Origin of the sequence: Paraburkholderia sp. SIMBA_027, from assembly GCF_046535315.1 — a bacterium.
Lineage (GTDB): Bacteria > Pseudomonadota > Gammaproteobacteria > Burkholderiales > Burkholderiaceae > Paraburkholderia > Paraburkholderia tropica.
Window position 1 is genome coordinate 15,126 of record NZ_JAWRWY010000004.1, and the last position, 12,083, is coordinate 27,208.

A 12,083-nucleotide genomic window follows, 5' to 3' on the forward strand; every position below is an offset into this window, starting at 1 on the left:
CACGAGACAATGAGGACTCCGATGAGTGAATCCGTGCAGAAAATGAGTCGCTTGCAGCTGACCGCCATGGTAGTCGGCGGCATGATCGGCGCGGGCATCTTCTCGTTGCCACGTACGTTTGCAAACGCAACAGGGCCGGTGGGCGCCGCCATCGCGTGGATAATCGCCGGTGCCGGCATGTATGCGCTCGCACGGGTCTTTCAGGCGCTCGCGGAACGCAAGCCCAATCTCGACGCGGGCGTGTTCGTCTACGCAAAAGTCGGCTTTGGCGATTACCCCGGCTTTCTCTCCGCATTCGGATACTGGATCGGCAGTTGCATCGGTAACGTGTCGTACTGGGTGCTGATCAAATCGACGCTGGGCGCCTTTTTTCCCATCTTCGGCAATGGCAACACGTTAGTCGCGATCATCGTCGCGTCGATCGGCATTTGGCTCTTTCATTTTTTGATCCTGCGTGGCGTCAAGCAGGCGGCGTTCATTAACACCGTCGTGACCGTGGCGAAAGTCGTGCCCATCGTCGTCTTCATCGTCATTCTGGTGTTCGCGTTCAAGCTCGACATGTTCACGCTGAACATTCACGCTGCCGCTCAGGAAGGCAGCATCGTCCAGCAGGTTCGGGCAACGATGCTGGTGACCGTCTTTGTCTTCATCGGCATCGAGGGCGCGAGTGTGTACTCGCGCTACGCGAAAGAACGCGCCGATGTGGGCCGCGCGACGATATTTGGTTTTTGCGCGGTGACGGCACTCATGGTGCTCGTTTCGATGTTGCCGTTCGCGATCTTGCCGCGCGGCGACGTGGCCGGCATGCGCCAACCTTCGATGGCTGCCGTGCTCGAAAGTCTGGTCGGTCCGTGGGGCGCAATTTTCGTGAGTATCGGGCTCGTTGTCTCGGTCCTCGGCGCCTATCTGGCGTGGTCGCTGATCTGCGCGGAAGTCATGTTTGCCGCAGCGCGTAACGAAGACATGCCCGCCCTCTTCTCGCGCGAAAACGCGAATGGCGTCCCGGCCAACGCACTCTGGATCACGAACATCATCATTCAGCTTCTGGTCGCCAGCACCTATTTTTCCAGCGACGCCTTCGCACTGATGCTCAACCTGACCAGTTCGATGTCGCTGATTCCCTATCTCTTTGTGGCCGCTTACGGGCTGATGATCGCCAAACGCTCGGAGAGCTACGAAATACGCCCCGAGGAACGCAATCGCGACCTGACTTTCGCGGCGATCGCCGTGATCTATACCGTGTTCATGATCATCGCGGGTGGACTGACTTTCATATTGCTGTCCGCAATTCTCTATGCACCGGGTACTGCGCTTTATGTCTGGGCGCGGCGAGAACGGAACATCCCAGTCTTCGTTCGCGGAAGCGACTGGATCATTTTCATCGTGGCAACGCTGGCCGCCATCGCGGGCATTGTTCTGATGGCCACTGGCTCCATTCAACTCTAGCCATTACGAGCGGAGATCGACGTGACAAAGCCTAAAACTGCTGATGAAAAATCGACCCATTCCGATAGCCCGCTGGGGGTCTATTCGGAAGTCGGGCAACTCAGGAAAGTCATGGTGTGCGCCCCCGGCATCGCACACTCCCGCCTCACGCCCAGCAATTGCGACGAACTGCTGTTCGACGATGTGCTCTGGGTCGACAACGCCAAGCGGGATCATTTCGATTTCGTCACGAAGATGCGCGATCGCGGCGTGGAAGTCGTGGAGATGCATAATCTGCTCGCGGAAACGGTCGCCGTGCCCGAGGGGAAAAAATGGATCCTCGATAACCAGATCGTTCCCAATCAGGTTGGCCTCGGTTTTCTCGACGAATTGCGCAGCTATCTGGAAGGACTCAACGATCGCGCACTGGCCGAAACCCTGCTAGGCGGCCTCTCGATTCACGACTTCCCCGAAGCTCACGGCGGCGCGGCGCTCAAGGTCGTACGCGAAGCGGCGGGCGCAACGGAATATCTTCTCGCACCGCTGCCGAACACGCTTTATACGCGCGATACCACCTGCTGGATATACGGCGGCGTGACGCTCAATCCGCTCTATTGGCCCGCGCGCCATGAGGAAACGATTCTTGCGGCCGCGATTTATCGATTCCATCCTGACTTCGCGGGCAAGGTCAATGTGTGGTGGGGCGATCCAACCGAAGATCACGGATTGGCCACGCTCGAGGGTGGCGATGTCATGCCGATCGGCAACAAGACGGTACTCATCGGCATGAGCGAACGCACGTCTCGCCAGGCCATCAGCCAGCTCGCGGCGACCTTGTTCAAACGCGGCGCCGCCGAGCGGGTCATCGTGGCGGCCATGCCGAAGATCCGCGCGGCCATGCATCTCGACACCGTATTCACGTTCGCCGACCGCGACTGCGTCCTGATTGCACCGGATTTCATGGCACGTACGCGCACATTCTCCTACCGGCCGAGCGATCATCCGGCCGGTGTGGAATTGCACCAGGAAAAGAAGTCCTTCGTGGAAGTCGTGACCGAAGCGTTGGGATTGAAGAAAATGCGCGTGGTGGAAGCTGGAGGCAGCGATTATCAACGCGAACGCACGCAGTGGGACAGCGGCGCGAATCTCGTTTGCACCTCGCCCGGCGTCGTGTTTGCGTATGACCGCAACACGTACACGAATACGCTGCTGCGCAAGGCCGGGATCGAGGTCGTGACGATAGTCGGTGCGGAACTGGGCCGTGGCCGCGGCGGCGGACATTGCATGACGTGTCCGATCATTCGCGATGCGGTGGAATTCTAGTTCAGCGCGTCACACCATTCGCGCTCAACCGCCCTGGCCCACTCCCCGACACCCCAAGGCATGCGTCGAGAACTCATTACGGCCACGTGTATCAGCATCATTACGTTCATTGCCGGTGCGGTACTGTACGTTGGGCGTCCGGTTCTGATACCGATCGCGTTCTCGATCATCACCTGCTATGTCATTTACGGACTCGCCGAGATGCTGCATCGCCTGCCGCGTCTCGGCGCGCATTTGCGCGCAGGCGTTCGCTATTGGTGTTCGGCCTTGCTCATTTTCGCAGCGGCATACGGCGCGATCGAGCTATTGCTCATCGACAGCGCGCGAATCGAAGCCGTTGGTCCGAAATACGAAGCCACCTTGCTTGCACTGCTCGGCAAAATGGCGGCGCTGCTCCATATCGAAACCGATGCATCGTGGACGACATTTCGCCGGATTCTTCTCGACACCCTCAATATCAAGTCGATGATTTCGTTGCTGGTCGGCTCTATTTCGTCGATATTGGCCACGACGCTGCTCGTCATGCTCTACACGCTGTTCTTCATGATGGAGATCGGCAGGTTTCAGCATAAACTCTTCACGGTCATGGGCGGAAAAGCCAATCTCGCACCACTCATTTACGCCATCAACTCCAAGATTGGAACCTATCTCGCACTGAAAGCCTTGCTCGGGGTCGTGGTCGGCGTGCTGAGCTGGATCTGCATGTGGATAGCCGGACTTGAATTCGCTTCTCTCATCGCCGTGCTCATCGTCGTGTTGAATTTCGTTCCGTACGCGGGCTCGCTTATTTCCGTCGTACTGCCGGGTTTGCTCGCCGCCCTGCAGTTCGGACAATGGAGCGAGCCGCTGGCCATTCTGATCGTGCTGGCTTCCATTAACTTCGTGATGGGCAATGTGCTCGATCCGTGGTTGATGGCGGGCTCCATGAATCTGAGCCCGGCGGTCATTTTGATGAGTCTCGCGGTATGGACCGCGATGTGGGGAGCCGCGGGTTCGTTTCTGGCGATTCCCGGCACCGTCGCGCTGACGATTATCTTTTCCGCGTTTCCGGCAACGCGTCCAATTACGCTCCTGCTGACCAAGGACGATCCTGGCGCGCATCGGTAGGACGAGAATAGCGGTTTACACCCGGCTATCTCAGCACTTTCCCTTTAAGGCGCCCGAAAAGCGCCAGCAATTGTTACACTGGCGTTGCAGCGAGGTGCAAGCACAAGCGTCGCTGATGCTCACCACGATCCGCCCGAACGCTGCCTAGTCGAGGGAAATCGCGCCCAGTCGCTTTTTTCAATCGTGCCGGATCACAACAAAGGAACGCGTTGACTACTGTAATTCTGAAACCTGACGAACCCGTGGACGTTGCCCTGCGCCGCTTCCGTCGCGCCATCGAGCGCACTGGCCTGATTCCGGAGCTGCGTGCCCGGACCGCCTATGAAAAGCCGACTACGGTCCGCAAGCGTAAAAAGGCCGCTGCGGTCGCGCGCGTGCGCAAGCAGATCAAACGGTCGATGCCGCCGAAAAAGCGCTACTGACCCAGGCAACGACGGGCGAGGCAGAGATTCAGGGCCATATTCGGCAGCCGCCAGACAGGCGCATGGCAAAACAGTTACAAATCAGATCTTGACGTTGACACACCTGCAAGGTTAGTGTGTCGGCCGAAGGTCAAGAAGTTCGATTGCTGTTCATCAATTGCTCGCTCCTCAGCGGTATTCGTGGTCCTCTCCCTCCTTGTCGCTTCACGTACTCTCTTTATGAGAGTGAATTCTCGTTTTTTTTCATCAAGGATTTTTCATGGAAACCGGTACCGTTAAGTGGTTCAACGACAGCAAGGGCTTTGGCTTCATCACCCCGGACAAGGGTGGCGACGACCTGTTCGCTCACTTCTCCGAGATCAAGACCGACGGCTTCAAGACGCTCGCTGAAAACCAGAAGGTGAGCTTCGAAACCAAGCAAGGCCCGAAGGGTCTGCAAGCGGCTAACATCAAGCCGCTGTAAAGTTTGAAGGACCCGGCCTCCGACAACGGACGCCGGGTTGCAGCGACACCCTCGCGGAGCAATGTCTCCCTAAGTTGGCGCGATCGCATTGAGTTGCCGCTATATCCGGCAACCTGCCCGACGCCACACGCCTCGTTGCACCTCATTCTCCCCTTCGGCGACTACGCCTTTTCGCTTTCCGTCTGCCTCAGATTCGGCTCGCAATGGCTTTGAATCGGCTCGCCCGTGCACGTCCTCACGTCACGCGCGCATTCAGACATTAATAGAATTAAAAATGCATACCAAACATACTCAGCAGTACAACGGCTATGCCGTCCAACCGTCCGCACATCGTTTGCCTGACGGGTGTTTTTCATCCAATCTGCTTCTCGAACGCACTAACAGCGCGCAAGCCGAAGCCTCCTACCGGTTCTATTCGCTCGATTACTTCGAGAGCGAAGAACAGGCGCTGGAATTTTCAACGCGCTGGGCGCGCAACTGGGTCGATACGCGCGGATAAAACCGCGCCGGCCTGACGCGTTCGCTCGCACCCGAGCGAGCGCGAGCGCCGGATCAGCAATCAACGCTCACCCTTTTCGTGTGGCGAAAATGCCAAATCGGGCGCTCGCATTTTTGAAATGGATTTTTTTAAAGCCATCATGGGGCAACAGACCTTGATTCAGGTTTGTCGCCAAATGGGGGCATGTTATGGGCAGTGCGCTGGTATGGGCTGCAATCCCTCACAATAGTGACGGGGTCGTGTTTCAGGTTCGCGTGATTCGCGGGCTTCAGCGTTTTCATCTGTCCCGCCGGACGCTCGAGGACGTGTTTGACCTCGCGCCTCACGCATCGGATGCGCGGCAACTCGAACGCTTTTACGAGCACGCGCCTCAGATCTTGCGGCAGGCCATGCGAAAACGCCCGATTGCGGGCGCCGATACCGCCGCGCTTCAAACTGGCGATTTCATCTCGGCCGTCGAGACAGAATGGGCTGAAACCGCATATCTGCCGGAAATACCCGGCTATCTGACTTTGGACTGAGGAACGCGCGCAGCCGGCTGGATCGCACACAGCGCAGACAGCCCAGGCGCTCAAAAAAAACGGCATGGTTCGCCCGGTCGGCTATCATGCCATTCCTCTCCGAAGTAGCTTCTTATGATTTCCGTCCGTAATGTCACGCTGCGCCGCGGCGTCAAGGTCGTGCTCGACAGCGCCACCGTCACTTTCACCCCTGGCGAAAAGATCGGTCTTGTCGGCCGCAATGGCGCCGGCAAGTCGTCGTTCTTCGGCCTGCTCAACGGCTCGCTGCACGAAGACAGCGGCGAATTCTCGATTCCCGCTGCATGGCGGATGGGTCAGGTCGCGCAGGACATGCCGGAGACCGAACAGGGCGCAACCGACTTCGTGGTCGAGGGCGACACGGCCCTTCTGGCGGCCCAGGCTGAAGTCGCCGCCGCCGAGGCCAGCGACGACGGCATGCGCATGGCGCACGCCTACATGGCCCTGCACGACGCCGGCGCACACGATGCGCCCGCACGCGCACAGGCGCTGATCCTGGGTCTGGGCTTCACGGCCGCGCAGCTCGATCAGCCGGTCAACAGCTTCTCCGGCGGCTGGCGCATGCGACTCCAGCTGGCACGCGCGCTGATGTGCCCGTCCGATCTGCTGCTGCTCGACGAACCGACGAACCACCTGGACCTCGACGCACTGGTCTGGCTGGAAGCGTGGCTCAAGCGCTATCAGGGCACGTTGGTCGTGATCAGCCATGACCGCGAATTCCTCGATGCGGTGACGCAGGTGACGGTGCACGTCGATAACGCGAAGCTCGTGCGCTACGGCGGCAACTACAGCAAGTTCGAAGACATGCGCGCCGAACAGCTCGAGTTGCAGCAGGCCGCGCTCGCCCGCCAGGCGGACAAGATCGCCCATCTGCAGAAGTTCATCGACCGTTTCAAGGCCAAGGCTTCGAAGGCGAAACAGGCGCAGAGCCGGGTCAAGGCGCTCGAACGCATGGAGAAGATCGCACCGGTTCTGGCGGAAGCGGAGTTCAACTTCGAGTTCAAGGAACCGCTCAACGTCCCGAACCCGCTGTTGTCGATGCTGGACGCGAGCTTCGGTTACCCCGCGCCGGAGGATGCCGCGCCGGACACACCGCCCACGGTCATCGTGCGCGGGATTAATCGCTCCGTGCTGGCCGGGCAGCGCATCGGCATTCTCGGCGCGAACGGCCAGGGCAAGTCCACGCTCGTGAAGACGGTGGCGCACGCGCTCGCGCCGATTGCCGGCGAAATCAGCGAGGGCAAGGGGCTGAACATCGGCTATTTCGCGCAGCAAGAGCTGGACGTGCTGCGCCCGCAGGACACGCCGATGGAACACATGATCCGCCTCGCCCGGGACACGCCGCCGCACATGCGCGCGCCCGGCCAGAGCGGCACCGAGCAATCGCTTCGCACCTTCCTCGGCACCTTCAATTTCAGCGGCGATACGGTTCACCAGGCCGTGAGCACGATGAGCGGCGGCGAAAAGGCGCGGCTCGTGTTGTGCATGATCGTGTGGCAGCGCCCCAACCTGCTGCTGCTCGACGAGCCGACCAACCACCTCGACCTCGCCACGCGTGAAGCGCTCGCCATGGCGTTGAACGAATTCGAGGGGACGGTGATGCTGGTCAGCCACGACCGCGCGCTGCTGCGCGCCGTCTGTGACGAATTCTGGCTGGTCACCAAGGGCGGCGTCGAACCCTTCGACGGCGATCTGGACGATTACCAGCAGTTCCTGCGCGACGAAGCCCGCCGCATGCGCGAGCAGGCCGACGCGGCGTAAAAAGCGATTGCCCGAGATTGCGCTCGGGCTTTCACCAGAACTTGCCCGGCGCGTGTCCGCACGCGCCGCGGCAAATACCCATTCCCGCGCGCGTAAGTCTCACAGCGCAATGCGAATACCGGAAGCATTAATCGGTGCGCTGAGTTCCGCATTATCCTCATTTCAACGCCTGTTATTCCGATCGGCATTCGACTGACTGGATTTGCCTTTGCTATTGGCTTCTGCGTCATCGGGCTGCCGCACCAGAAAGTCGTGATAGCTCCGATTACGAATCCAGGACGGTGCGCGACCGCGACCGCTCCAGGTCGCGCCCGTAACGGGATCCTGATACTTCATCTGAACAGGCCTGGTGTTATAGATGCCGCGCCGATCGACACGCAATTGATTCGGCACCAGGTTGAAAACATTCATGACCTGGCGAATGTGCTCGATCGCGGCTTTCTGCTCCTGTTGCCACGCGGCCGTAATGCGTTCATTGAGTTGCACGAGTTGCTTTTCCAACACTCTGACCTTGTTGTTCATGCGCTCTTTCCGTATTGCATGGCCTGGTTGGTGCAACGCACGTCCAGTTTTATTGCCATTGCGCGCGCCCTGCCTTTGCAGGCGCGCTCGTTAGGTCCTGGTGAAATGCACGGGTATCATCATTACGATCACATATCAGTTGATATGCGAATGTAATAATATCCATTTGATATTTAAATATCAACTGATATCCTTGCGGCCATGAACGCGGCCCCCTCCTCACCGCGGCGAAGCCGCGAAGAAAGTCGATTGCAGACTCGTGCGCATTTGCTTGCAGCGGCGAAACGGTTGTTTGTCGAAAAAGGCTTCGGCGCCACCTCGCTCAGGGATATTGCGGCCGAGGCGGGCTACACGCAGGGCGCTTTCTATTCGAATTTCGCCAGCAAGGAAGCGCTGTTCGTGGAATTGATGCGGGAGCGCTCGAAGGCGCAAGTCACTCACATTGCGCAGGCGCTGGGCGACCCGTCGGCTTCAGCGGAGCAAATATTGAATGCGCTGGAGATCTGGGCGCAGACGCTCGACGCCGAGCCGGAGTGGTCGGTGCTGGGCGTGGAATTCAAGCTTCAGGGCCGTCGCAATCCCCTCTTTGCCACGGCTTCCGAGGCACTGCTGAACGCGCACCGCGATGGTCTGGCCTATTGCATCACGCAGATCTTCGCCCGACTGGAGAAGGTGCCACCGGAATCGCCGGCCGTCCTGGCCGCGGCCTTCATGGGGCTCTCACAAGGGCTCGCATTGCAGCGGCCCCTGCTTTCCGAGGCGCCGATCGGGCACATGATCATGGTGTTCTTGCGCAGCTTGCTGGCCGCCGCGCCGCCGGCGAAGTGATACGCGGATAACCCTCGGCGCCCGACACACATCACGCCGTCGCGCCATCATCAAAGACACCGACCGCCGCTTCAACGCGCGCGCCAACGCCCAGCGCGAATCCCTGAAAGCGACCGCTCCCCGGCCCCACCGGCCATGACATCAAGTTATGCCGGCTCCAACAATTTCGGCGTTGTAGCGCCGAAATTGACTCACTATAGTCGAATCAACCCGATGCCCGAATCCCCCAGTCAGGCGCGCCCTCAAGCCGACGCGCCCGACCGGGCAAGCTTTCCCCTTCAACCCTGTCGAGGAAGAGTCGTGATCAAACTGCAGAGCTGGCGCCCGGTCGCCATAACAATGACGTCGATCGCCGCGCTCGTGGCCACGGCGAGCCACTCCGCCCAGGCCGCCGGGAAAATGACCTTCGTCTCGCAAGGCGGGGCGTACCAGGAAGCGCAGACGAAAGCCATCCTCGATCCGGCGGCAAAGCAACTCGGCATCACGATCGCGCAGGACAGCATCCCCGACGCGTGGCCGCAGGTGAAAGCGCAAGGCGCGACCGGCAAGCCGATCTGGGACGTCATCGACACGCCCACGTCGAACTGTCTGCGCGGCGGCCGCGAAGGGCTGATCGAAAAGCTCGACTTCTCGAAGATGCCGAACGCCGCCTCGATTCCGGAAAAATATCGCACGCCCTATTCCGTCGCGTACGAGTTCTATTCGACGGTCATCGGCTACAACAAGAAGACGCTCAAGAAAGTCCCGCAGAATTGGGCCGATTTCTGGAACGTGAAGGGTTTCCCCGGCACGCGCGCGCTGCGTAACGATCCGCAGACCGTGCTCGAAGCGGCCCTGCTCGCCGACGGTGTCCCGCGCGACAAGCTCTATCCGCTCGACGTCGATCGCGCCTTCAAGAAGCTCGAGCAGATCAAGCCGGATATCGCCGTCTGGTGGACCTCGGGCGGTCAGTCCGCGCAGTTGCTGCACGACGGCGAAGTCGACATGGAGATGATCTGGAATGGCCGCGCGAGCGCCGTGCGCAAGGACAATCCGGACATCGCGTTCACCTATAACGACGGCATCCTGCAGAACACGCAGCTGTGCATCCTGAAGAACGCGCCGAATCTTCAGACCGCCGTGCGTTTCGTCGATGTCGCGGTGTCGCCGGATCTGCAGGCGAATCTGCCGACCTATATCGATTACGGTCCAGGCAATCCGGCCGCGTACAAGACCGGCAAGATTTCCGCCGCGCGCGCGGCCGAGTTGCCGAGCGCACCGGAAAACGCGGCCAAGCAGGCCCTGATGTCCGAAGAGTGGTGGGCGTCCGACGCCGGCATCCAGGCGAAGGCGCGCTGGCTGAAGTTCATGCAGCAATAAGCCATCGCCGCCAGGCTGGTGCAGCGCGAGGCCTGACGCCACGGCAGGCCTCGCGCGTTTCGTCCGTCCTTCTGAATCGGCCCTCCCTATTGTGTTCGACTACCTGATTCTCGGCGGCGGCTCGGCCGGCTGCGTGCTCGCCGCGCGGCTGTCCGAGGACGCCCGCCGCACGGTCTGCCTCGTCGAGGCGGGCCGCAATCTGAGCCAGGCGACGCTGCCGCCTGAAATCCGCAGCCGCTATCCCGGCCGCGCCTATCTCGACACGCGCAATCTCTGGCAAGCGCTGCAGGCGCGCATGAGCGCCCCGGCCGCGCCGCGCCGCTATGAACAGGCGCGGCTGCTCGGCGGCGGCTCCGCGATCAACGCGCTGATGGCCAACCGCGGCGCGCCCGCCGATTACGACGAGTGGGAAACGCTCGGCGCCGCCGGCTGGAACTGGGCGACCTGCCTGCCGTTCTTCCGCAAGCTCGAACACGATGTCGATTTCGACGGGCCGCTGCACGGCAAGCACGGCCCGCTGCGCGTCACACGCGCGCCGCGCGAGCGGCTTTCGCCGTTCGTGCGCGGGGTGATCGACGCGCTGGGCCGCCGCGGCTATCCGCTGCGCGCCGACCAGAACGGCGCGTGGGAAGACGGCACCTTCGTCGGCACGCTCGGCGTGAGCGCGTCGGGCGAGCGGATTCCGACCTCGGTCTGCTATCTCGACGACAGCGTCCGCGCGCGCCGCAACCTGACGATCGTCACCGACACCCAGGTCGAACGCGTGCTGTTCGACGGCGCGCGCGCAACCGGCGCGCAACTCATACACCACGACGGCACGCGCGACTCGATCAGCGCCGCGCGCGTGATCGTCAGCGCGGGGGCGATCCACAGCCCGGCGTTGCTGATGCGCAGCGGCATCGGTCCCGCCGACGAACTGGCCGCGCACGGCATCGCCGTCGTCGCCGCGCGTGACGGCGTTGGCCGCAATCTGATGGAGCATCCGTCGATCGCCGTTTCCGCGTTCCTGCCGCCCGTGGCGCGCACGCCCTTCCCCGACGAGCATCACGAGCAGGCCATCGTCCGCTATTCGTCGGGACTGCCCGGCACGCCGCGCGGCGACATGCACGGCGCGATCCTGTCGCGCTCCGGCTGGCATTCGGTCGGCTACCGGCTCGGCACGATGTTCTTCTGGGTCAACAAGTCGTATTCGCGCGGGCGCGTGACGCTCGCCTCGCCGCACGCGCAACAGGAACCGACCGTCGAATTTTCGATGCTGTCGGACGCGCGCGATCTCGAACGCCTGAAAGGCGCGGTGCGCTTCGGCGCGCAGACGCTCGCCGATCCGGCGCTCGCGGCCACGCTCGGGCCGCGCTTTCCGTCGAGCTATTCCCCGCGTGTTGCCGCGGTCGCGCGCCCCGGAAACTGGAACGCGTTGCAGCGCGGGCTGCTCAGCGGGCTGCTCGATGTCGCCGGACCGTTAAGGCCTGCGTTGATCGAACGCGTGATCACGCAGGGCATGACGCTCGACACGCTGCTCGCCGACGATGCGGCGCTGACCGAATTCGTCACGCAGTCGGTGGGCGGCACCTGGCATCCGTCCGGGACGTGCAGGATGGGCGCGCCCAGCGATCCGCTCGCCGTCACCGGTCCGGACGGCGCGGTTCACGGCGTCGAAGGCCTGACGGTCTGCGACGCGTCCGTGATGCCGTCGATTCCCTGCGCCAACACGAACGTGCCGACGATCATGATCGCCGAACGGATCGCCGATACGCTGAAGTAAGCTGAAATAAAAACGCGCCGGCTTTTGGGCCAGGCGCGTTTTGCTCTCTTCCTTCGATCAACTTCGTAGGACA

General features: G+C 61.4%; 12 protein-coding genes. 11 read left to right on the plus strand and 1 reads right to left on the minus strand.

The window, feature by feature from the left end; all coding sequences use genetic code 11:
* Positions 1–21 precede the first annotated feature (21 nt).
* The 8 genes from SB764_RS08105 (at position 22) to SB764_RS08140 (ending at position 7,539) form a co-directional block, all read left to right on the plus strand.
* Positions 22–1,446, plus strand: coding sequence for a basic amino acid/polyamine antiporter (locus SB764_RS08105; protein WP_065065047.1), 1,425 nt, complete (start codon positions 22–24; stop codon positions 1,444–1,446).
* Between the two features lie 111 nt (positions 1,447–1,557).
* Positions 1,558–2,748: an arginine deiminase gene (locus SB764_RS08110; RefSeq protein ID WP_208490370.1), complete on the plus strand. Its 1,191-nt coding sequence runs from the start codon at positions 1,558–1,560 to the stop codon at positions 2,746–2,748.
* A 60-nt stretch (positions 2,749–2,808) separates the two neighbouring features.
* Positions 2,809–3,855, plus strand: coding sequence for an AI-2E family transporter (locus SB764_RS08115; RefSeq protein ID WP_183717561.1), 1,047 nt, complete (start codon positions 2,809–2,811; stop codon positions 3,853–3,855).
* Positions 3,856–4,064: 209 nt separating this feature from the next.
* Positions 4,065–4,277: a 30S ribosomal protein S21 gene (gene rpsU / locus SB764_RS08120; protein WP_065065050.1), complete on the plus strand. Its 213-nt coding sequence runs from the start codon at positions 4,065–4,067 to the stop codon at positions 4,275–4,277.
* 259 nt (positions 4,278–4,536) lie between these two features.
* Positions 4,537–4,740 (plus strand): cold-shock protein, encoded by a 204-nt coding sequence (locus tag SB764_RS08125; protein WP_065065051.1) that lies wholly within the window; start codon positions 4,537–4,539, stop codon positions 4,738–4,740.
* A gap of 274 nt (positions 4,741–5,014) precedes the next feature.
* The gene (locus SB764_RS08130; protein WP_065065052.1) at positions 5,015–5,239 is read left to right on the plus strand and encodes a hypothetical protein; all 225 of its coding nucleotides are present in this window, start codon (positions 5,015–5,017) and stop codon (positions 5,237–5,239) included.
* Between the two features lie 188 nt (positions 5,240–5,427).
* Positions 5,428–5,760 carry a hypothetical protein gene (locus SB764_RS08135; protein WP_074987621.1) on the plus strand — a complete coding sequence of 111 codons (333 nt, stop codon included), beginning with the start codon at positions 5,428–5,430 and terminating at the stop codon, positions 5,758–5,760.
* A 114-nt stretch (positions 5,761–5,874) separates the two neighbouring features.
* Positions 5,875–7,539 carry an ABC-F family ATP-binding cassette domain-containing protein gene (locus SB764_RS08140; RefSeq protein ID WP_065065053.1) on the plus strand — a complete coding sequence of 555 codons (1,665 nt, stop codon included), beginning with the start codon at positions 5,875–5,877 and terminating at the stop codon, positions 7,537–7,539.
* 162 nt (positions 7,540–7,701) lie between these two features.
* Here SB764_RS08140 and SB764_RS08145 read toward each other — a convergent pair whose 3' ends face one another.
* Complete coding sequence (locus SB764_RS08145) at positions 7,702–8,061, minus strand: H-NS family nucleoid-associated regulatory protein (RefSeq protein ID WP_065065054.1); 360 nt, start codon at positions 8,059–8,061, stop codon at positions 7,702–7,704.
* 201 nt (positions 8,062–8,262) lie between these two features.
* Here SB764_RS08145 and SB764_RS08150 point away from each other — a divergent pair, with 201 nt between their 5' ends.
* The 3 genes from SB764_RS08150 (at position 8,263) to SB764_RS08160 (ending at position 12,010) form a co-directional block, all read left to right on the plus strand.
* Positions 8,263–8,889 carry a TetR/AcrR family transcriptional regulator gene (locus SB764_RS08150; RefSeq protein WP_065065055.1) on the plus strand — a complete coding sequence of 209 codons (627 nt, stop codon included), beginning with the start codon at positions 8,263–8,265 and terminating at the stop codon, positions 8,887–8,889.
* A gap of 339 nt (positions 8,890–9,228) precedes the next feature.
* On the plus strand, positions 9,229–10,248 hold the full coding sequence (locus SB764_RS08155; protein ID WP_176080093.1) for an ABC transporter substrate-binding protein: 1,020 nt from the start codon (positions 9,229–9,231) through the stop codon (positions 10,246–10,248).
* A gap of 91 nt (positions 10,249–10,339) precedes the next feature.
* On the plus strand, positions 10,340–12,010 hold the full coding sequence (locus SB764_RS08160; RefSeq protein ID WP_410863174.1) for a GMC family oxidoreductase: 1,671 nt from the start codon (positions 10,340–10,342) through the stop codon (positions 12,008–12,010).
* Positions 12,011–12,083: the final 73 nt, after the last annotated feature.

Excerpts from the sequence above, each read along its gene's own strand:
- SB764_RS08125 (WP_065065051.1), top strand. The coding sequence starts at position 4,537 with ATGGAAACCGGTACCGTTAAGTGGTTCAACGACAGCAAGGGCTTTGGC.
- SB764_RS08150 (WP_065065055.1), top strand. The coding sequence starts at position 8,263 with ATGAACGCGGCCCCCTCCTCACCGCGGCGAAGCCGCGAAGAAAGTCGA.
- SB764_RS08140 (WP_065065053.1), top strand. The coding sequence starts at position 5,875 with ATGATTTCCGTCCGTAATGTCACGCTGCGCCGCGGCGTCAAGGTCGTG.
- SB764_RS08130 (WP_065065052.1), top strand. The coding sequence starts at position 5,015 with ATGCATACCAAACATACTCAGCAGTACAACGGCTATGCCGTCCAACCG.
- SB764_RS08155 (WP_176080093.1), top strand. The coding sequence starts at position 9,229 with ATGACGTCGATCGCCGCGCTCGTGGCCACGGCGAGCCACTCCGCCCAG.
- SB764_RS08115 (WP_183717561.1), top strand. The coding sequence starts at position 2,809 with ATGCGTCGAGAACTCATTACGGCCACGTGTATCAGCATCATTACGTTC.
- SB764_RS08105 (WP_065065047.1), top strand. The coding sequence starts at position 22 with ATGAGTGAATCCGTGCAGAAAATGAGTCGCTTGCAGCTGACCGCCATG.
- SB764_RS08110 (WP_208490370.1), top strand. The coding sequence starts at position 1,558 with ATGGTGTGCGCCCCCGGCATCGCACACTCCCGCCTCACGCCCAGCAAT.
- SB764_RS08145 (WP_065065054.1), bottom strand. The coding sequence starts at position 8,061 with ATGAACAACAAGGTCAGAGTGTTGGAAAAGCAACTCGTGCAACTCAAT.
- SB764_RS08135 (WP_074987621.1), top strand. The coding sequence starts at position 5,428 with ATGGGCAGTGCGCTGGTATGGGCTGCAATCCCTCACAATAGTGACGGG.